This window comes from Bacillus sp. 179-C3.3 HS (assembly GCF_047229225.1).
Classification (GTDB): Bacteria; Bacillota; Bacilli; order Bacillales; family Bacillaceae; genus Bacillus.
This window is the reverse complement of record NZ_JBFEFT010000012.1, coordinates 21,911-38,720: the sequence shown is the minus strand read 5'-3', so window position 1 is coordinate 38,720 and position 16,810 is coordinate 21,911. Positions and strand designations below refer to the sequence as shown.

Genomic DNA, 16,810 nt, shown 5'->3' with positions numbered 1-16,810 from the left:
TCTTCTATGACTTGGAGATAGTCGATCCCGTCCGCTCTTTGCGGGCTTGCTTCAGCATTTCCATGTATTCCTTCCCGTTCTCTTCGTCCTCGATCCGCTTCGCTGCCATTTCTGGTGTTTCGTTCGGTGCCGCTTTCTTCGGTTTCGCCATTTTCTCCATCATGGTCCATTGCTGACGGATCTTGCCTTTGAAAAAACCTGCATTCTCAAGCGTCTGGAATGCTTCTTTAATCAAGTGATCCACCGCATCACCTTTTGTATCTTCATCAACGATTTTCATGATCGCTTCTTCAATTTGCTCTGCTGTTGGTTTACCACTTTTTAAATGAGAGAGTGCACAATCCCAGAATGCTGAAAGCATTAAAGCATCTTCATTCAGCAGGCCCATGTAAATGTTCATTGTGCCGCCTGCTTTTTCTTCCTCTTTAGTTGTGTATTTTTCATTAGCAGTACGATCAAACGCAAAATCGCATCTTGCTGTATATTCCTTATTTTCAATTGTTAAAGTAGCCATTTATAAAAACCCCCGATTTGTTTTTTGTAATAGAAAAGAGCCTCCAAATATAAGAGGCCCTTCAAGTGTTATTCTCCTGTTGAAGCCGGTTCTGTCTGTGTAACGATTTCACTCATTGGAGACTCGCCCGCTTCGTTAACTGCTGTCACATTAATGGTCAGTTTCGTATCAGGGTTCATCCCTGTTGCGACATAACTTGTGTCAGTGACGTTTTTATCAAGGCGCTTATCTGCACCTCTATAGACGTTGTATGAAGTCGCCCCTTCTACCGCATCCCACGTTACTGAAATACTGTCAGACGTGGCGGTAAACGATAGATTACGGGGCTGCTTAGGGTGTCTCAACTTTCTTATTAAGCTCGCCGAACTGCTTAAAGCTATCAGCACCAGCAGCAGATCTGATCTGTGCAATAAAAGCTGGATCTAAAGCGTCCAATTCGTCTTTATGTGTTTTCCCTAAGATTGGTAGAGATGTAGATACTTCAATAAAACCATCTTGTGGAGCACTTTTTTCAAGACTCTCAATGATTGCATGACCATATTCAGAATCATGTTTTCCGTTTTTATTTAAGTTGAGATTCACTTTCCATACCTGTACTGCCTCTTCGTTGTCAAAAGCTGCTTCAATTGCTTTTTGACCTGGGTCATCGTCTGCCGCAAAGAAAGTTAGTTCAATAGTTTCGTTTTTTGTTCCATAACCAACGATACGTCCTGACTTTGTGCTCTCGTCCAGCGTGTCCTGCTCTTTTGTGTGAGAACCTTCCGTCTGGAAAGCAACAAATAAGCCTTCTTCTTCTGTTGCATTCATGGGTTGAACAAAATAGATTTCATCCTTACCATTCAATAGGTTTGCCATTCAAACCACCCTCTCAATTGTTAATCGTGTATCTCATTCGCAAGATACCGTGTCTTGTATATCCGTCTATGTCTGTGATGATCTGCATACCTCGCAACTCTTCACGGCATAAAGAAAAGCCCTCTATTTCTAGGGGCCTTTTTGTCAATGCTTGAAGCATAAGGTCAATGACCTGTTGTGCTTCTTTTTTTCCGTTGTAATCTGACCAGCAGTGTAAAACCACATTCACAACTTCGCCGGCAGATGTTTTAGTCTCAAATAAGGCTACATCATCATCACCCATTGAGACATAAGGCTTTTTAACATCCTTGGAAACAGCATCAAAAACGCCTGTTACTCGTTCATTTAACCGCTTATCCATTGATAGCCTTTCGAATATGGCAGCCTGTAATGGCCACAATGTTGAGCGCATTTAAGCAGCTCCTTTCTATTGCAATTCACGGGCAAAATGTCTCATTCCCTCTTCAACTGCCGGATTCCAGAACGGCTGCGCCCTCATACCTCTTGTCATCACCCATCGGCCTAGTTTTTCATCATAATAGACCCATGGTGTTTGACGGCCGCCGCCTTCCTCTGCATAAATACCGGTTCCGTATTCAACATAGATCGCGTAATCGGCTCCAACGGTGATGATGGCTTTTAACCCTTCGTCTCTATAGTCAATTTCAATAGAGTTTTTAAGATTTCCACCATCAATCATTGCTGTTGGTGAGTTAATCACAGCGTGACTGTAAATCAGCTCTGCGGTTTCTGTGACAACTCGCTTTGCTCGATCTATGACTCTGCGCTCAAACTTCTCAATGGTTTTAGTCATTTTTTTCGCCCATCTGCCACTAACTTCAGCCATTGAGCACCTCTGACACTTGGCATTTGAGACACATGATTTCATTTTCTCCGCCTTGATCAATAGGATCTGATTTCAGCGTGAGTATTTTATTTTGGTATTTAATTCTCATGGTCTTTTTGATGACTTCCCTGTATTCAAAATACACGTTGTGATCAACTGGGTTTTGCAGCTGTTGAGCTTGATAAAACTCTCCTGATGAAACACTTGTCACTCTTGCGGATATTGTAAGGTGATCCACGTACTTTTCAGTGTAGCCACCTCCACCGTCCGGCACTTTTTCAAGCACTTGAAAAGTGATTTCATGTGGGAATTCTTCAAATACATAACTCACCAATAAGCCCTCCTATACGGGTACAGGTACTTAGTGACCGTTTCAGGAAAATCAGTGTCATAAGAGTACGACACATCACCCATGCTTCTTCCTGCTAGACCAGCTGGCTTCATGTTAAATTCAACAGCTTTCGCAACAAAGATTTTTACACCCGCTGGCAGGTCATCTGCATCAAACTTGTTCTTGCAAAAGTCAGATGCCCATTCAACAAAAATAGGAACAACCTCAGACAAGTAATCATCGTGCTTATCTGTGGTCATTCCTATCATTCTTTTAATCTGTTGGATGTCCATTGGATCACCCTTTCAATTTTTCAAGCAGTGTTTCACGCTTCATGTTGTAATACCCAGCTATTCCTTTATCTTTCGCTTCCTGCTTTAGCTGCTCAACAGTCATTTCTTCATAAGACAGTTCGTCTTGAACATCCTTTTCAATGTTTGCACGCCTTTTCAATTCTTGTTCCAAGAGCCAAAAGGTTGTTGCCCCCATTTATTCAGTGCCCCCTTCTGCTTCTGTTTTAGTTGCGATTTCTGACATTGCAGATTCGCCGCTTTCATTAACAGAAGTGACATTGATTGTTAACTTAGTATCAGGTGTCAGACCGTCTGTGCTGTATTCAGGCTTGGTTACATTCTTATCAAGACGTTTGTCTGCTCCCCGATAAACATTGTATGAATCCGCCCCAGCTACGGCATCCCAATTGACAGTCACAGATTTACTTGTGCTTGTAAACCGTAGGTTTTGGGGCGCATTAGGGCGTAGGAATAGGCTCTTCCACTGGAAGTGAATCATCAACAATAATAGATTTTTGAAGGTATGTTCCGAAACCTACATCAGCTCTGTTGTTAGGAATGAACTCAATCAAGTTTTGTTTCTGTAAATTTGTATGCGTTACTGAATGCATTGCAATTGAAGTGAATTTCCCTTTAGCATCCCCAAGTAATTGAGCTGCATCAAGAATCACTTCTCCGCTTAATTTAGACTTAGCTGCTGCATCTGGTCCTTCATTGGAAATAATCTTCACAATTCGGACTTTCTTTTTGTCATAAACACGTTCGTAGTTCTTTGCGCTTGCCAATTCTTTGAACGTAGGCATTTCTTTAGCAACATCAGCTTCAGTCCATTTGAAACCACGTGGATGCATAATAAACTTCTTACGATTGATCAGAATGTCCTCACCTTTTAGTGAGTTTCGATCTGTTTCCGTTGGTGTTTTAGGCATTCCTGGAGCATAACCAACAGCACCGCCAGCAAATAGGTAAGTTGTGTACTTTTTCCCGTCACCGCTCGAAATATCTAATACTAGATCACCTTCGTTATTAGTGATGTTGCTACCAAAGACACCATCCAACATAAGGAAGATCATTCTTTGAAACTGTCTATCCCAATAGTAGTTCACACGATCCCCAATTGCTCTCATTGGATCTGATCCTGCAAGCTCTCCTGCTAAATCTTCCGCACTCCAAGCCTTTCCATACTCAAATACCCGGGCGACGTCTTTACCTGATTTGATTTTCTCTGGAGTTAAAGCAAAGTCTGATTGAATAGCTTCTGGATCTCCTTCAAGGTCATTCCAGAAAGGCATATTCACTGTATCTCCGCCATTCGGAACAATTAGGCCCGGTACAGGCTGAATAATTCCACTTCGATATACTGCTGTTTGTTCAACAGTGTTGTTCATTGTGTACTGATTAAAAATTTCCGGGATGATAACATCCTGAACTCTAGTTACTGCCATTTAAATTCTCCTTTATAATCCATAGATTGCAGGATTCCCGCCTGCTTGGATGATTAATTTTTTAGCTTGCTCTGGATCACTGCTTAAAATTTGACCCTGCTCAGTTAGGTTTAAATGGTCCTGACTGAATGGGTTTTTAGCTGTTGGCAAATTAGCCGCTGAATTCCCTGTTCCATGAGGCTGTCTTCCAGCTAAACCTGGGGAATTGTCATTCTCTGTAACAAATAGATAGCTGTCGCTCTCTTTCAGAGCGTTTAACTGCTCATCAAGACCAATGACCTTATCATCAGATAATTTAAGCCCATCAACGTTTAAATTAGCTTTTACAGCCTTGATGTTTTTCGCCTTTGCATCACGCAAAGCACTTTCAAGAGCAAAGTCAAAAGCTTGTTTGTCCAGTTTTTGTTGATATTCCTCAGACGCCTTTTTATTTTCTTCTTGCAGCTGTTCTATTGCGTTTTGAAGCTCTTCATTTCCTTTTGCTTGCTTTTGCAGTGTGCTCAACTGTTGATCTCGCTCGTCAAGCTGGCTTTTCAATTCCTTCTTCTCGTTGTTAACTGCATCGAATCGCTCTTTCGGGAACCATTGACCGTTGCTGACAATATCAATCTTTTGATCTCCAGCTTTTTCAATGACTTGAGAAAACAGGTCATCACCAAGTAATTCTTTTAAACTCATTTCAACCTCTCCTTTGATGTTTTTTTGCGTGTCCACCTCACGCGCAGGATTTTCGCTTAGTTTGGCTCCAAGCCTTTAGAATGAGAAAAAGAGCCTTTTTATGTCATGCTCAGGACAAAATAAAAAAGCTGTCACATATGTAATCAGCTTTAAAGTTCACCTATTTTTTATTGCCGAAAATGTGTTTGATAGTTTAGCAGCAATATTTCCCCATTCATTAAATTGACTAGAATGATTGTCTTTTGCTCTGTACTCTTCTTGTAATGCAACCATTTTTTCAGCAGTCTCCGTATCAAACACTTTATGGGTAAATAGCGATTGCTTCAACTCGCTGACAATCTCGTCATAAGTACCATGATCACCGTATTGAATTACGCTATTTAGCATATCTAAAAGGTATTTAACACGTTCATTCTCTTTCATGAATTATTTCCCCTTTTCGTTATCAAAAATGTTTGGAAGTTTGGCCTCACGAATTTTTGCATCATGTAAATGACCTGAAATACGGATTGTTTGGAGATATGTTGATAGTTTCCCTGTTGCATCAATTGCTTTTTCTCGCCAATTGATTCCATCATCTTTCATCATATTAATCACCCTTTTTTATTGTTTTGTACCACTCTTCATAGGTTTGGTATGGAATAACCTCCCCCGCTCCAGAACCGCCTTTTCTCGCTCTTCTCGTGTCTGGCATTTTGCCATTTACCTTAAAAGCGATAGTGCAACGGCAATTTATATCGTCTTTGGCATTGTTCATGTGACCAGGTGCAGGACCAACACCACCATAAATAGACTTGAACAATCCATTTTTAGCAGTCTTACCGTCTAGCTTTCTATGACCTGCCCGTGTTTTTAGATCAAGCGTTGAATTCCACACCTTTTCTAAATTGGCATGTTTAGAAGCCTTTTCAGCGCTTTCCATTCTTGCTGATACCTGTACCCTATGAACTTCGGTTCTCGCCACGTCACGGGCTTTCTTTCGTGCAAATTCTGTGTTTCTTTCAATACGCTTTGCAATTCTTGCATAATCTTCACCAGCTTGAATGCCTTGAGCAATGGATATTTGAATTTGACGGACATAATCATCACGATGCCGCTTGTAAATAGCCGAAAGGGTTAATTCAGCTATCGGATTTAGAATAGCTTGCTGAATCATTGCCGCTGTAGGTAACGTATATCCCATGTTTACAGCTGCTTCGATCTCATATAGATAAGCTGACCTCATATAGCTTTCTAGAAACTGTTTAGCTGCCAACGCTTCTACAAGGATAATAATCGTTTTGAATGCTTTACCAGATTCCTCTGTGATGCGCTCCATTTCTTTTGAGAAACGATTGTATTTATTTAAATCAGCCATCGAAAGAGTGCCATCTTTGCTGTACTTTGCAAAAAGAGTGGCTATTTGTTGATTAATTTCTTTCAAACGCTTTGCAAAAACGACATCTATTTTCTTGGCATCCACAGTGATCATGTCATCAAGCAGCTTATCAATCTCATTCTGGTTCATCTTCTTCACCGCCCGATTCTGTTTCAATATCAGTTAACGGCGGCATGCTGTTTCTGTAGTCTGCTTCCTCTGCTTCAATACGTTTCAATTCTGCTTCAACATCATCAACCCACGGATGATTTGCAAGACGTGTTTCTCGGCTTAAATCGGTGCTTTGATTAGACATTTGAACCTGTTCAAGCTCGTTTGTCATTCGAGATCGGTTAAACGTCATCTGCAAAAGCGTGTGATCGTATTCTTTTTGACCTGTCATCTTTAAGTATTCAGTGAAAAACCAAAAAAAGACGCTTAAAGCTGGTCGGAATTTCCGTTCTGCTTCATTCGCCTTTAAATCCAATAATGAATATAAATTTTTGATCGCAACGTTAGTAGGTGAATTCCCCACTTTATCAGGATTGTTGTTGACTCCCTGTCCGAAACGGTAGATGTTCTCTTCTAGCCTGTCCAGATGTGAATTTGCGCTATCCATTGGAATTTCAGCGCTCTTCATTTCTAAACCGCCTTCACCAGACACTTCCACAGCTTTATAGTGACGTAGATTCGTTGTAAATTCGCTCAAGTCTTGCCCTGCGAAGTTTTTCAAGACATAGATCAAGTCTTGCATTTCATCAAACGTATTAGCATTATTTGAAATGTTGTTATTGTATTGGTCGATCAAGTCTTTATAGAAGATAAGGTCACTGACACCCTCTTCATTGTTCTTAAACTCGATCATTGGAACCTTACCCCAGCCATACCCTTTCCCTCGTTTGTCGTAGAAATGACTTTCGGGGTTGTTTTCATAATCGAAGTCTAAAACTAAAGATCCGTTGTCTTCAACGTAGTAGTAAATCTGTTCATCTGTGTACAATTCCACTTTGCGGGTGATCTTATCATCAATGGTTTTAACATCATAATAACGAATAGCATAAAGCAGGCTGCGTTTTTTGGTTGAATCGTAAACCGGTATGACTTCTTCTGCCGGAATCCGAAGATAATCAAAGTTACCTTCTTCATCAACGAATGGATGAAGCCACTCCTTACCCTTATTACTGGCGTTCTTGAGCAATTCTTGCATGCAATCGTCAAAATCTTCGTCTATAAATTCGTTCACAACAGAAAGAAACGTCTCGTCCTCTGCATTAAAGGTGATCGGCTTACCAAGAAGATACTGGACCTTTTGTTGTACAAGCAGCTTATGCCAGTTGTGAGATATGCGGTTGTTTGGCTTCTCTGTATCAATTTTTTTGATACCTTGTTCATAGAAATATCTATTGCGCTTTTTGATGTCTGCTTGATTCATATAATACGCGACACCTTCAAGCATTTGGTCACGCTCTCCGGCATGTTTATCAATCATCTTTTGAAGTATGGTTGTATCAGGCAGTTTTTCAGATGTTTCTGCGCTGTCTTCGATGACTTTTATCAACTCTTCTGTGTGTGTTGGTGATGTTGGGTACATGGTCATTCCCCCTTTCTAATCAAGTAAGCACCCTTACGCCAGATTGTTTCATGTCATGCTCAAATGCGTATCGAGTCGCATCAATAGAGTGATTTTCTTTATCCTCAAGGCGTGGTTTAGGGTTGCCGTCTTTATCTGTTTGATAATCAATGTTCTCAAATTCACGGGCTAGATTTGGTGTTCTCAATGGATCAATGACTATTTCATCTAAATCACCAAGCCATTCCTCACCATATTGAACCGAGTCAGGCCCCTTTTTTGCTCCTGAAACCCTTCTAATGCCGTGTTCCATTCTCAACTCGTCAATGCTCTTAGGCTCGGCACTATCAGCTGTTATCTCATTGCTTTCATAGCCTTTTGTTTTAATCCACTTCGCCAATTCTCTATTTGAAATCTTGTGATCATATAATTCATCAATTGCATAAGCCTTGTTTCTTTTCTTGTCATAATGCCATCTGACAAAAGCAAGTGGATCTGGACCATAACCGAAGTCAACACCTTGTCGAATATTATCAAAAGCCATCACCATATCTTGAGTGATGCAGCCTTTCTTGATATGAAGATTATCAAATGGTACAACTCCAGTTCCGATTGCTTCACCAAGATATTCCCATCTATACTTTTTTTCATTTTTGGCTTTAGTGTTCTCTGCCTCCGTGATAAATGCTTTTGATAGATGAGGGTTGTCTAGGTATGTTGAATGATGAATATACGTGTTATCAGCAAGGAATGATGTTTCATACTTCTTGTTAACCCAATTTTGTTTTCTTTTCGGCGGGTTGTAAGTGTAATAGAACGTATAATCGAATTTCCCTGATCTTTTGCGCGGATTATCCGGCTTTATTTTGTGTGTTAGCTCTTCACGTAGAACCGAGTTCATAATGGTGCTTATTTCTTCATCTGACTTAAATTCTGCAAGCTCTTCTATCCACATGACACCTATTGGGAAGTCAGCATCTTTGATTGATTTGAGTTTGTCAGGATCATCAGCACCAGCAAAGTAAATCTTGTTCCCTCTCGGCTTGTATGTGATCTCCAATCGAGAAGGAACAAACTTAAACAAGTGTGAAACGCCTAGAGTAACCGTGGCTTGCTTTATCTGTGCGAAAACAGATTTAACAAGTGTATTCTGTACTTTTCGAAGCACTAGAGCAGAAACAGGGTATTCGATGATGTCCGTTACCACACCAAGACCCACACTGTACGATTTACCAGAAGCACGCCCACCCTTTAGAACATAATGAAGTTGCTCTTTTGCTCTCCTATATCTCCAAAACTCATGAAATGCTGGTGCCAATACTTCCGATATTCTAACCATTGCCATCACCTATATCATCAACAATGTGAACTAGATCAACATCACCCAATTCCAGTTTCTCGACTTCGGCTTTTGTTTTATCAATATTCAAACGCATCTGCTCCAGTTTAAGACGCCTTTCGTCTGTCTCATGGGCTATGTTGTCAAACTGTTTTATCAAGCTTCTTAGCTCTCCCATCGCTCTTGATTGAGCATTTAGAAAAGTAGCATGACGATCCCATGCAAACTGAAATTCGTATTCCTCTTCCTCGACTTCTTTTTCATCAAGGTCACCTTCGAGATAAAGGTACTTTGCTTTTTTCAACTCTTTGATCATTTCGTCTTTGCTTTCAACAAACATGATCTTTTGTGCTCTTACGATTGCTGTAAATTGAATTTGTATTTGTTCCCAAAGTAGATCAGCGGGTGAAAACTCCTGAATGTCTTGCATGATCTCAAACGCTTCAGCTGGCATGTGCTTTGAGTAAAAGCCATGTGTCTTTGCGTTTTGGTTTCTTGCAGGAGCACCGCCGCTATTCCCTACAGCGTTTTTGTTCCCAGGTTGCCCACCTTTTTTTGTGTGCACACTTTTTTCTTTGGGTGCACCCTTTTTCCTTTCCCAACCATGCCGCTTTTTCCATGATTTTATGGTGTTGATCGACACCCCGTATTTCTCGGCAAGGTCCTTGTATTTCATGCCTTTGACGTAATCTTTCTCCGCCTGAATGTGCTTGGATTCCATCTACATTCACCTGCCGCCTCCTTATGATTCGTGTTGTTTTGGGATTTTTATTTCCTCTAAACTGCCGCCGCACTCTAACTTTAAGCCGATACTTTTTATAGAGATTCTTCACCGGAAGCAGTTTACAGGGAACAAAAAAAGCACCCGTAAGGATGCTAAGCTAGTGAATTTTCTTTATTTATACTAGAGTGTTCACCATACTGTATATTGTTGAACCAACATTATAAAGCGTTTTAACCGTTTCAGTATCTCCGTTAAAGTTACTGATCTTATTCATTATCTTTCTATATTTACTTAAAGCTTCTTCTTGGTTGGTACTTTTTAATACTTCTAGCATTTCTACAAGAAGAGCAAAAGTCTCTTCCTGCTTACTGTTATTTTCCCTTACAAGGAATGAAATTTCTTTTAATATTGCTGTATTTTTTTCAATTCCAGCGAGCAGAAGTAGCATTTGTTCCCTATACTCTTTCTCATCTCTCTCTTGTTGTTTTTCTTTTTCTTCCCTCTGTTGATTTTGTAAAACTAGTTGATCCCTAACCTTTTCCATGTGACTTAAATCAGGTTTAGGAAGATCTAAAGCAAATTTGTTTTTCGGAAAAATTGACTGTCCAAATAATTTATTAAAATCACTCACTGATATTCTCCTCTAATTTCTCTTTTCTCGCCTTTACTTGCTCAAATGTTTTTAACATGTAACCTGTAATAATTCTATTCTTCCTGTCTTTATTTAATTGCATTAATACAACTAGAACCGATATGGTAACAAACAAAAAGCCTAACCATTTAATTACATTAACATTTATTACAGCCGTAAGATATGCAACGAATAAAGGAATCACTGCCATTAAATTTCTTCTAACAGGATCTAAACTATTATCCATATGTGTAAATCTAGCAATTGCAAAATCTATGGAATCCATATCTAGACTGCGAAGTAAAGACAAGTTCTTTTGATAATGCTCTTTCTTATTACCATATATGAATATCTTTTTAAAATAAGAAATTAAGTCTTTCTCTTGATATGTGTAGATCACATCTTCTAATTCTTTTAATTGTTCGTTCTTTTGCTTATTATTAGTAGTGGTTTTCTTCTTTTTACTCAATTTCATTCACTCCTCGACATTAATATCGGAAATGAATGATAATGTTGAGGTAAATGCAAAATTTGTCGAACGAATCCCAAGCTCGTAAGAGCAAGAGAAAATATATTAATTTGTGGTGACGCGGGAAATTATGCCTCCCCGTCCTGCCTTCAAGTTTACACTGCGGTTTTAAGTGATTTCAAATGTTGAAGAAAATTGACTTTCTTGACTTCTTTGACGATGTTGCCGATTATTTCAGTTTTGATTTTTCTAATTGTGTCTCTTGAGCATTCAAGATGATCAGATATAGCGGTGTAACTCATACCAGTCATCATGCAGTCATACACGATAAGATGTCTTTCTTCTTGCATATTGTCCCAAGCACTATTAAGGAAAATAACAATAGTTTGGTATTTGAGTAGTCGCTTTTCTCTGCGGTCAAGATGTCTTAGTTCAGCTTGGCTTATTCCTGCTGATCCTTTAGGCATTGCAGCTTCATCACCGTATGTTGCCGTTAGTTTTTGTCCTCCAGTAAATTCAACGCGATTCAGGAGTCTTGTGAGCCTGTCGATCTCTCGTAGCATAAATTCATAGTCTCTAATCCATTCTTCTACCTGCCAAGCAATCATTTGATCTGTCATCTATATTCCCTCCCATTATTTACGCTTGTATGCCCCGCCTTTGGCTCTTTTCAGCCTTTGCATGTTTTGCCCCATGAGTTCACGTATCTCTCTTTCTGTAAGCTCCTGCGGTCGTTTTTTCGGTTTATCTTTTTTCATGGTGCTTCTCCTTTCCGACAAATAAAAAACGGACACCAACCAGCACCCATAAAAGGTGTTGATCAGTGTCCGCAGGCTCTCCGTCTTGGACTTATTTAATTGGCTCTAAAAAAATGTGTTCAAAATCATCGTCATCCTCGTCATAGTTACATTGGATGAAAAAGATACAATCCAGTTTAGAAGATTTTAACAGTGTTTCATCCGTTCTGTTGTCATACACTCTATACTGATTCATTACATATCTTCACCCATTCTTTGAGTTTTTCATAATCGGCTGGGCTGATATTAACATCAGCAACCCCACAATATGCACAATGGACCTCACCCGGATGCTCTAATGTTTCAAGATATGTCCACTCTTCGCAATCCTCGCAATAGTAGCTGTGCAAGTCTTCTGCTGTCATTCCGCTACCTCCGCTTGTGGATACATAGCAGCTTCAACCTTTGCTAAGATCCCTTTTTCGATTTCATTTAGATCGTGCCCGTTCATTTCTGTAAAGAGAATGTTGTCCTTGATGGCCGCTAGTTCTGATCTATCAAATTTGATTTTCATTCCACATTTACCTCCTTGAGATAAGCCGCAAAAATAGTTAGTGTGATTAGTAGTTTTTTCATTTGTCATCCCTCATTTCGCTCATTTCATATATCTCTATTTCTGCACTGTGCGGACTTCTTAGGTCATCATCTGCATGCTCCAACACCTTTAACCCTTCAATCTTTTCAAGAGCATATGACACATCTAGTCCACTCGATGCTGTCTTTTCAACCTCATCAAGAACATCATCTAAGACATCTTTCGGAAAATCTTCTGGAACCTCAATGATCATGCTGCGGTGGTATTTTATTATCTCTTCTATTTCTAGTTTGATTTTTTTAGTTTTCATTGTGCTTCCTCCTTATCTAGCTCATCTTCCCATTTTCGTCCGAAGCGCTTACGGAGTTTATCTTGTAGTTCTATCAGTTCTTGACGAGCTATATCCTTTTGTCTTTTGATATTTTTCATTTTTCGTTCAGCCTCCATAAGCTGCATAGGACTATTACCTCTATACAGCTTGTCAGCATCTCTAGCACCTGCACGCATGAACGCCTCTTTTAGAACATCATCATCTACTGTAAGCTCTTGGCGTTTTGCTCTTTTTACACAATTAGAACCGATGTAAACGCCAATATGATTAGGGATTTCGCCTTTTACCTTTTCGTAAAGCTCCTTTGTGATCACATAATAGTTGTAATGACCGACAAAGCTTTTTTTGGCACTGGATCGAAAATCTGAAAGAGACACTTTGATCTCGAATGCTCTCCATATGCCCTTTGTATCGTAGGTAAGGTAATCAATTCGCTCATAACCTGGTCTGCCATCATTAAAACCAATAGTCACCTCGAACAAACCGAACTCGCTTTTCATGCCCCCGTTTTTATAAGTTTTCAAGTGGATTTGATCTTCGAGTTCTAATGTTAGATCGGTTTTAGCCATTAGCTGCTTCCTCCTTTAGAAGATCAGTATTTTGATAGATATTTCCGATGCGTTGATAGTAATCAAGCTCAATCATTGAGTTTTGAACAAGATAGTCAGGTACAACTTCAAATCCGTCTTCATCAGTGGCTTTTGGGTTTACCGCTTCCGCATAAAAACCTACACATTTTGAAGGTTCGTACTCATTGCCGCTTCCATCCTGTTCATACTTTCCGAATTTCACAACCGCTACATAGTCACCAAGAAAATGGGAAACTTTGATTAAATCACCTACAAAGACATCTTTCTCTTCATCTGCACACAGATCACGAGAGATCAATTCGTATTGTGTTTCATCGAAGCATGGCGACAGCTTTTGTACTGACCGTTCTTCTATTTGGCTGATTGAATATATTTTGATTTCAATGTTTCCAGTTGCACGGTGCTTAAAAACGTATCTGATGACAATATCCATTAGGCCTGTTCCTTCCAGTGAGGGTAATCTTCAAACTCCCCTATATGCTCATCATGTGATGCTGCATACTCCTGCCTTGTCGCGTCCCAGCATCCTTTACACATGCTTGAGATGTCACCCATAAAAGGTGATGGACGTACTTTGTTTGCTGATTCTCCGCAGTAATGGCACAAGCCACCGTTTATATACTCAAGTCCAATCTTTATAAGTTGTTCGTCGGTTAAATTAACTGAACCGATTAAATTTTGATAAAATGCATCATTTGATTCAAAGTATTCCGGCTTGCCTGTATAACCTTTAATCAACCCATCTTTATCTGTTTCTCTTAAATCAATTACAAGTCTGTCGTCAATCAAAAATAATAAGTATGTCATCAGTAACCCTCCTGCTGCCGCTTATGATTGACGGCGTTCTTGTCCATGTATGCTTGTTCTATTTGTTCAGCTGTGAAGCCGAAACCAACGATTCCAATTGCCAAGAACAAACCCCAAGCTACACGGAAGTGTTCTTTTTTCTTTTCTTCCTCCTTGAACATTCGAGAATTCAATAAGCTCCATTGCATTTCCAAGTACAATCCCGAAAGTCCACCTTCAAACCCTTCTTCTTTGAACTCCTCAATCGCCGCTTCTGATACACTTAACTCTTCTTTCCATCCCTTTTTAATCGCAATTGATAAGAAGAAGTGAATGCAGTCCGAGTATTCTTCTAGCAAAGGCTCAACTTCACGATAAGCTGTCACGCCTCCAGCTTTGCAAATAGGGCACTCATCATAATCAGGCTCAAACAAATTTTCAAAGTCTTCTCTGTTCGAATATTCACCGCAATCATCACTTTCGCATCTAAAGTGAATAGCATTTTCCAGTGTTACACCAGCAGTGGTTAATAATCTTTTGGGTTCTTTCTTATTACTCCAATGCTTGAACCAGCGTCCTTCATTCGCAAATTCACCTAGTTCGGTGACGAGTGCTACATATGTGTTAGGCAGCAGGTCTTGACCTTCCAGTCCTTTTTCTCGGATGATTCGATCATCTAACTCCGCTTGCATTTCGAACATTTTTTCAAGATTCATTTTAGTTGGCCCCTTTTCAATTTAATTTAATGAGAATGATGGAACTGCTTCAAATCCAATTTCTTTACGTTGTCTTGACCAGCCGTTTATAAATGGTTTTGAATTTCTGTAAAGGATCTCCCATTTTTCCTTGCAAATATCTCTATGAAACTTCCATACCATTACATCCTCATTGAGTGATCCTTCAATATCGTCACGTTCCCACAAGCCCCAATTGTCCCAAGCATCACTTTCTAGCCAATGTTCTATATCATAATCTGATCCAAAAACGAAGAAAGGACCGTCATCAATCGAATACAATAAAAACAATTCATCGTTCCAGTTATCTTCCTCCATAGATTCTAATACTCTACCAGGATTAATTTTCAATGAGATTTCTCTTGCTTCTGTTCTTTCAGCATCAGTTTTTTTCAGTTCGTCTTTTATAAATTCAACCGCTTCCCTAAGCGTTTCAAATTCCTTTAACACATGTTCACTCATACCGTTTCCTCCTAAGCCGCTAGGCTCTATTTGATATATCCACAATCGCTTTAAAGATTGGGTAAATTTGTTGTGGTACAACGGCGTTTCCTAATCCTTTAATTCTGTCCACCCGATTGGGAACCCCATGAGCCACTCTACCCACGTTGGGTTCAGCTGCCCACCTACTCTCATCCCCTCTAGGCTTGACACTGCATTTCCAATCCTCGCGAACTGTTTCTTCTCTCTTCTTTCCTCCGCCGTCATGTTGTTCCATTTGGTTGCATCGCTCGCTAGTGGTGTCAACCACAGTTTCACCGCAGTTACCAAAGAGATCTGATGGTTTCCTGATTCTGCTCTTTCTTTCGTTAGAGGTCCTCTTTTCCCATCCCAGGCGTTCGGAGTGGGCCACAACGAAGGTCCGCATTCTTTCGTGCGGGGCATCGACGGCGACAGCCGGTACAAGTAACGTTTCGACTTTGTAACCTTCACTTTCCAAGTCAAGTAACGTGCGTTCGAGTTCCATATTTGCGAAGTTAGCAACGTTTTCACCAACAACCCAAGTGGGTCTAAGTTCTTTGATGATCCTAAACATTTCTGGCCAGAGGTCGCGGTCATCTTCCGTGCCTCTTTTCTTCCCGGCAATACTGTAAGGCTGGCAAGGGAATCCTCCTGAAATAATGTCAATTGTTCCATTAGGTTCAATCACTCCTTCATCTTCTAAAAGTTGTCTATTCAAGGTACATACATCATCAAAGACAGGAACATCAGGAAAATTTTGATTCAATAGCTTTTGACAATAAGGTTCTCTCTCACAGAAAGCGACAGTCTCAATGCCCGCCCATTCTGCAGCAAGCGCAATTCCTCCGATTCCTGCAAATAGCTCTATACTTCTCATTGCATCAACCCAGCAACAATAAATATCCCAATGAACACGACTATGATAAAGATTTCAGGCCAGTGTGGCGCACGCTTTGCCATGACCACGTTACCCTCGATCACAAGATCATTGCTTTCCCGTACCAGCATTGGCACATCGTTTTCCGGCACTTCAAGATATACAGCAATGTCCTCAATTGTAATCGCTTGATGTTTGCAAGCTTTAACGGCCTGTGACAGTTCAACGTGTTTTGGTATACTCATCATTTGCCCGCCTCCATTAGCAATGATCGCTGTAAATTTTTCAATTCAATGGTGACATCGGCCAGTTGTTCAGTTGCTCTGTTCGCCTGTGTTTCAGCCTTTTTCCACTCGTTTAAATACTGTTCGTTCTTTTTGTTTGAGATTCTCAATTCTTGCTTTAAGCGCTGAATCTCGTTGTATAGGCCCATTTCTGTTTCAATGGCTGGCACGTCCACTTTTTGAAGAAATTCAGCGGCGAAGTGTCCTGAAAAACCTTCTAGAAAAACAGCAGGTGCGCTTGGATTAAATTCATCATCTGCACATTTCCACACTCTACCTTCGCTCAATATCGCTTCAATGCATGTATGCATAACGACCATGTCGCCTTTTTTGAGTTTCTGATTCATAATCTTTCAACCTC

At 40.2% G+C, this 16,810-nt stretch carries 32 protein-coding genes; all 32 read right to left on the bottom strand.

What is annotated here, in order from left to right; genetic code table 11:
• Positions 1–4 precede the first annotated feature (4 nt).
• Positions 5–514 (bottom strand): tail assembly chaperone, encoded by a 510-nt coding sequence (locus AB1K80_RS09575; RefSeq protein ID WP_412856389.1) that lies wholly within the window; start codon positions 512–514, stop codon positions 5–7.
• A 68-nt stretch (positions 515–582) separates the two neighbouring features.
• Positions 583–867, bottom strand: coding sequence for a fibronectin type III domain-containing protein (locus AB1K80_RS09570; protein WP_412856446.1), 285 nt, complete (start codon positions 865–867; stop codon positions 583–585).
• Entirely contained in the window at positions 845–1,369 is a 525-nt protein-coding gene (locus tag AB1K80_RS09565; RefSeq protein WP_412856388.1) for a phage major tail protein, TP901-1 family, read from the bottom strand. Before AB1K80_RS09565 ends, AB1K80_RS09570 begins: the two co-directional genes overlap by 23 nt.
• Positions 1,370–1,382: 13 nt before the next feature.
• Positions 1,383–1,781 (bottom strand): DUF3168 domain-containing protein, encoded by a 399-nt coding sequence (locus AB1K80_RS09560; RefSeq protein ID WP_412856387.1) that lies wholly within the window; start codon positions 1,779–1,781, stop codon positions 1,383–1,385.
• A 15-nt stretch (positions 1,782–1,796) separates the two neighbouring features.
• Positions 1,797–2,216 (bottom strand): HK97-gp10 family putative phage morphogenesis protein, encoded by a 420-nt coding sequence (locus AB1K80_RS09555; RefSeq protein ID WP_412856386.1) that lies wholly within the window; start codon positions 2,214–2,216, stop codon positions 1,797–1,799.
• Entirely contained in the window at positions 2,209–2,550 is a 342-nt protein-coding gene (locus tag AB1K80_RS09550) for a phage head closure protein (protein ID WP_412856385.1), read from the bottom strand. Before AB1K80_RS09550 ends, AB1K80_RS09555 begins: the two co-directional genes overlap by 8 nt.
• The gene (locus AB1K80_RS09545; protein WP_412856384.1) at positions 2,544–2,840 is read right to left on the bottom strand and encodes a phage head-tail connector protein; all 297 of its coding nucleotides are present in this window, start codon (positions 2,838–2,840) and stop codon (positions 2,544–2,546) included. The genes AB1K80_RS09550 and AB1K80_RS09545 overlap by 7 nt, the downstream gene beginning before the upstream one ends.
• 4 nt (positions 2,841–2,844) lie before the next feature.
• Positions 2,845–3,036, bottom strand: coding sequence for a hypothetical protein (locus tag AB1K80_RS09540; RefSeq protein ID WP_412856383.1), 192 nt, complete (start codon positions 3,034–3,036; stop codon positions 2,845–2,847).
• Positions 3,037–3,339 (bottom strand): fibronectin type III domain-containing protein, encoded by a 303-nt coding sequence (locus tag AB1K80_RS09535; protein WP_144498851.1) that lies wholly within the window; start codon positions 3,337–3,339, stop codon positions 3,037–3,039. It abuts the gene before it with no gap.
• Positions 3,299–4,285, bottom strand: a complete 987-nt coding sequence (locus tag AB1K80_RS09530) for a coat protein (RefSeq protein ID WP_412856382.1) — start codon at positions 4,283–4,285, stop codon at positions 3,299–3,301. Before AB1K80_RS09530 ends, AB1K80_RS09535 begins: the two co-directional genes overlap by 41 nt.
• 12 nt (positions 4,286–4,297) lie before the next feature.
• The gene (locus tag AB1K80_RS09525; RefSeq protein WP_412856381.1) at positions 4,298–4,963 is read right to left on the bottom strand and encodes a phage scaffolding protein; all 666 of its coding nucleotides are present in this window, start codon (positions 4,961–4,963) and stop codon (positions 4,298–4,300) included.
• A gap of 156 nt (positions 4,964–5,119) precedes the next feature.
• Positions 5,120–5,386, bottom strand: a complete 267-nt coding sequence (locus AB1K80_RS09520; protein ID WP_412856380.1) for a hypothetical protein — start codon at positions 5,384–5,386, stop codon at positions 5,120–5,122.
• Between the two features lie 3 nt (positions 5,387–5,389).
• Complete coding sequence (locus tag AB1K80_RS09515; protein WP_412856379.1) at positions 5,390–5,551, bottom strand: hypothetical protein; 162 nt, start codon at positions 5,549–5,551, stop codon at positions 5,390–5,392.
• Between the two features lies 1 nt (position 5,552).
• Positions 5,553–6,470 carry a phage minor head protein gene (locus tag AB1K80_RS09510; protein ID WP_412856378.1) on the bottom strand — a complete coding sequence of 306 codons (918 nt, stop codon included), beginning with the start codon at positions 6,468–6,470 and terminating at the stop codon, positions 5,553–5,555.
• Positions 6,457–7,911: a phage portal protein gene (locus AB1K80_RS09505; RefSeq protein WP_412856377.1), complete on the bottom strand. Its 1,455-nt coding sequence runs from the start codon at positions 7,909–7,911 to the stop codon at positions 6,457–6,459. The genes AB1K80_RS09510 and AB1K80_RS09505 overlap by 14 nt, the downstream gene beginning before the upstream one ends.
• 19 nt (positions 7,912–7,930) lie before the next feature.
• Positions 7,931–9,235, bottom strand: coding sequence for a PBSX family phage terminase large subunit (locus tag AB1K80_RS09500; RefSeq protein WP_412856376.1), 1,305 nt, complete (start codon positions 9,233–9,235; stop codon positions 7,931–7,933).
• The gene (terS, locus tag AB1K80_RS09495) at positions 9,222–9,950 is read right to left on the bottom strand and encodes a phage terminase small subunit (RefSeq protein WP_412856375.1); all 729 of its coding nucleotides are present in this window, start codon (positions 9,948–9,950) and stop codon (positions 9,222–9,224) included. Before terS ends, AB1K80_RS09500 begins: the two co-directional genes overlap by 14 nt.
• Before the next feature lie 178 nt (positions 9,951–10,128).
• Positions 10,129–10,584, bottom strand: coding sequence for a hypothetical protein (locus tag AB1K80_RS09490; RefSeq protein WP_412856374.1), 456 nt, complete (start codon positions 10,582–10,584; stop codon positions 10,129–10,131).
• Positions 10,577–11,053, bottom strand: coding sequence for a hypothetical protein (locus tag AB1K80_RS09485; protein WP_412856373.1), 477 nt, complete (start codon positions 11,051–11,053; stop codon positions 10,577–10,579). Before AB1K80_RS09485 ends, AB1K80_RS09490 begins: the two co-directional genes overlap by 8 nt.
• A gap of 155 nt (positions 11,054–11,208) precedes the next feature.
• On the bottom strand, positions 11,209–11,673 hold the full coding sequence (locus AB1K80_RS09480) for a hypothetical protein (protein ID WP_412856372.1): 465 nt from the start codon (positions 11,671–11,673) through the stop codon (positions 11,209–11,211).
• A 15-nt stretch (positions 11,674–11,688) separates the two neighbouring features.
• Positions 11,689–11,811: a hypothetical protein gene (locus AB1K80_RS09475; protein WP_412856371.1), complete on the bottom strand. Its 123-nt coding sequence runs from the start codon at positions 11,809–11,811 to the stop codon at positions 11,689–11,691.
• Between the two features lie 221 nt (positions 11,812–12,032).
• A complete protein-coding gene (locus AB1K80_RS09470; protein WP_217609040.1) occupies positions 12,033–12,215 on the bottom strand; it encodes a hypothetical protein in 183 nt (60 codons plus the stop codon).
• On the bottom strand, positions 12,212–12,364 hold the full coding sequence (locus tag AB1K80_RS09465; RefSeq protein ID WP_412856370.1) for a hypothetical protein: 153 nt from the start codon (positions 12,362–12,364) through the stop codon (positions 12,212–12,214). Before AB1K80_RS09465 ends, AB1K80_RS09470 begins: the two co-directional genes overlap by 4 nt.
• A 58-nt stretch (positions 12,365–12,422) precedes the next feature.
• Entirely contained in the window at positions 12,423–12,695 is a 273-nt protein-coding gene (locus AB1K80_RS09460; protein WP_412856369.1) for a hypothetical protein, read from the bottom strand.
• Positions 12,692–13,285 carry a hypothetical protein gene (locus tag AB1K80_RS09455; RefSeq protein WP_412856368.1) on the bottom strand — a complete coding sequence of 198 codons (594 nt, stop codon included), beginning with the start codon at positions 13,283–13,285 and terminating at the stop codon, positions 12,692–12,694. Before AB1K80_RS09455 ends, AB1K80_RS09460 begins: the two co-directional genes overlap by 4 nt.
• Complete coding sequence (locus AB1K80_RS09450) at positions 13,278–13,739, bottom strand: hypothetical protein (RefSeq protein WP_412856367.1); 462 nt, start codon at positions 13,737–13,739, stop codon at positions 13,278–13,280. Before AB1K80_RS09450 ends, AB1K80_RS09455 begins: the two co-directional genes overlap by 8 nt.
• A complete protein-coding gene (locus AB1K80_RS09445) occupies positions 13,739–14,113 on the bottom strand; it encodes a hypothetical protein (RefSeq protein WP_412856366.1) in 375 nt (124 codons plus the stop codon). Before AB1K80_RS09445 ends, AB1K80_RS09450 begins: the two co-directional genes overlap by 1 nt.
• A complete protein-coding gene (locus AB1K80_RS09440) occupies positions 14,113–14,808 on the bottom strand; it encodes a dUTP diphosphatase (protein ID WP_412856365.1) in 696 nt (231 codons plus the stop codon). The genes AB1K80_RS09445 and AB1K80_RS09440 overlap by 1 nt, the downstream gene beginning before the upstream one ends.
• Before the next feature lie 21 nt (positions 14,809–14,829).
• Positions 14,830–15,288: a hypothetical protein gene (locus tag AB1K80_RS09435; protein ID WP_412856364.1), complete on the bottom strand. Its 459-nt coding sequence runs from the start codon at positions 15,286–15,288 to the stop codon at positions 14,830–14,832.
• 19 nt (positions 15,289–15,307) lie between these two features.
• Positions 15,308–16,165 (bottom strand): DNA cytosine methyltransferase, encoded by an 858-nt coding sequence (locus AB1K80_RS09430; RefSeq protein WP_412856363.1) that lies wholly within the window; start codon positions 16,163–16,165, stop codon positions 15,308–15,310.
• Positions 16,162–16,413: a hypothetical protein gene (locus AB1K80_RS09425; protein WP_412856362.1), complete on the bottom strand. Its 252-nt coding sequence runs from the start codon at positions 16,411–16,413 to the stop codon at positions 16,162–16,164. The genes AB1K80_RS09430 and AB1K80_RS09425 overlap by 4 nt, the downstream gene beginning before the upstream one ends.
• Positions 16,410–16,796 carry a hypothetical protein gene (locus tag AB1K80_RS09420; protein ID WP_412856361.1) on the bottom strand — a complete coding sequence of 129 codons (387 nt, stop codon included), beginning with the start codon at positions 16,794–16,796 and terminating at the stop codon, positions 16,410–16,412. The genes AB1K80_RS09425 and AB1K80_RS09420 overlap by 4 nt, the downstream gene beginning before the upstream one ends.
• Positions 16,797–16,810: the final 14 nt, after the last annotated feature.

Bases quoted from the DNA above. Each gene is read 5' to 3' on its own strand.
- AB1K80_RS09520 (WP_412856380.1), bottom strand. From the start codon at position 5,386: ATGAAAGAGAATGAACGTGTTAAATACCTTTTAGATATGCTAAATAGC.
- AB1K80_RS09445 (WP_412856366.1), bottom strand. From the start codon at position 14,113: ATGACATACTTATTATTTTTGATTGACGACAGACTTGTAATTGATTTA.
- AB1K80_RS09470 (WP_217609040.1), bottom strand. From the start codon at position 12,215: ATGACAGCAGAAGACTTGCACAGCTACTATTGCGAGGATTGCGAAGAG.
- AB1K80_RS09530 (WP_412856382.1), bottom strand. From the start codon at position 4,285: ATGGCAGTAACTAGAGTTCAGGATGTTATCATCCCGGAAATTTTTAAT.
- AB1K80_RS09500 (WP_412856376.1), bottom strand. From the start codon at position 9,235: ATGGCAATGGTTAGAATATCGGAAGTATTGGCACCAGCATTTCATGAG.
- AB1K80_RS09510 (WP_412856378.1), bottom strand. From the start codon at position 6,470: ATGAACCAGAATGAGATTGATAAGCTGCTTGATGACATGATCACTGTG.
- AB1K80_RS09435 (WP_412856364.1), bottom strand. From the start codon at position 15,288: ATGAGTGAACATGTGTTAAAGGAATTTGAAACGCTTAGGGAAGCGGTT.
- AB1K80_RS09420 (WP_412856361.1), bottom strand. From the start codon at position 16,796: ATGAATCAGAAACTCAAAAAAGGCGACATGGTCGTTATGCATACATGC.
- AB1K80_RS09475 (WP_412856371.1), bottom strand. From the start codon at position 11,811: ATGAAAAAAGATAAACCGAAAAAACGACCGCAGGAGCTTACAGAAAGA.
- AB1K80_RS09515 (WP_412856379.1), bottom strand. From the start codon at position 5,551: ATGATGAAAGATGATGGAATCAATTGGCGAGAAAAAGCAATTGATGCA.
- AB1K80_RS09555 (WP_412856386.1), bottom strand. From the start codon at position 2,216: ATGGCTGAAGTTAGTGGCAGATGGGCGAAAAAAATGACTAAAACCATT.
- AB1K80_RS09565 (WP_412856388.1), bottom strand. From the start codon at position 1,369: ATGGCAAACCTATTGAATGGTAAGGATGAAATCTATTTTGTTCAACCC.
- AB1K80_RS09430 (WP_412856363.1), bottom strand. From the start codon at position 16,165: ATGAGAAGTATAGAGCTATTTGCAGGAATCGGAGGAATTGCGCTTGCT.
- AB1K80_RS09450 (WP_412856367.1), bottom strand. From the start codon at position 13,739: ATGGATATTGTCATCAGATACGTTTTTAAGCACCGTGCAACTGGAAAC.
- AB1K80_RS09425 (WP_412856362.1), bottom strand. From the start codon at position 16,413: ATGATGAGTATACCAAAACACGTTGAACTGTCACAGGCCGTTAAAGCT.
- AB1K80_RS09535 (WP_144498851.1), bottom strand. From the start codon at position 3,339: ATGATTCACTTCCAGTGGAAGAGCCTATTCCTACGCCCTAATGCGCCC.
- AB1K80_RS09440 (WP_412856365.1), bottom strand. From the start codon at position 14,808: ATGAATCTTGAAAAAATGTTCGAAATGCAAGCGGAGTTAGATGATCGA.
- terS (WP_412856375.1), bottom strand. From the start codon at position 9,950: ATGGAATCCAAGCACATTCAGGCGGAGAAAGATTACGTCAAAGGCATG.
- AB1K80_RS09545 (WP_412856384.1), bottom strand. From the start codon at position 2,840: ATGGACATCCAACAGATTAAAAGAATGATAGGAATGACCACAGATAAG.
- AB1K80_RS09505 (WP_412856377.1), bottom strand. From the start codon at position 7,911: ATGTACCCAACATCACCAACACACACAGAAGAGTTGATAAAAGTCATC.
- AB1K80_RS09560 (WP_412856387.1), bottom strand. From the start codon at position 1,781: ATGCGCTCAACATTGTGGCCATTACAGGCTGCCATATTCGAAAGGCTA.
- AB1K80_RS09540 (WP_412856383.1), bottom strand. From the start codon at position 3,036: ATGGGGGCAACAACCTTTTGGCTCTTGGAACAAGAATTGAAAAGGCGT.
- AB1K80_RS09525 (WP_412856381.1), bottom strand. From the start codon at position 4,963: ATGAGTTTAAAAGAATTACTTGGTGATGACCTGTTTTCTCAAGTCATT.
- AB1K80_RS09455 (WP_412856368.1), bottom strand. From the start codon at position 13,285: ATGGCTAAAACCGATCTAACATTAGAACTCGAAGATCAAATCCACTTG.
- AB1K80_RS09575 (WP_412856389.1), bottom strand. From the start codon at position 514: ATGGCTACTTTAACAATTGAAAATAAGGAATATACAGCAAGATGCGAT.
- AB1K80_RS09465 (WP_412856370.1), bottom strand. From the start codon at position 12,364: ATGAAAATCAAATTTGATAGATCAGAACTAGCGGCCATCAAGGACAAC.
- AB1K80_RS09480 (WP_412856372.1), bottom strand. From the start codon at position 11,673: ATGACAGATCAAATGATTGCTTGGCAGGTAGAAGAATGGATTAGAGAC.
- AB1K80_RS09460 (WP_412856369.1), bottom strand. From the start codon at position 12,695: ATGAAAACTAAAAAAATCAAACTAGAAATAGAAGAGATAATAAAATAC.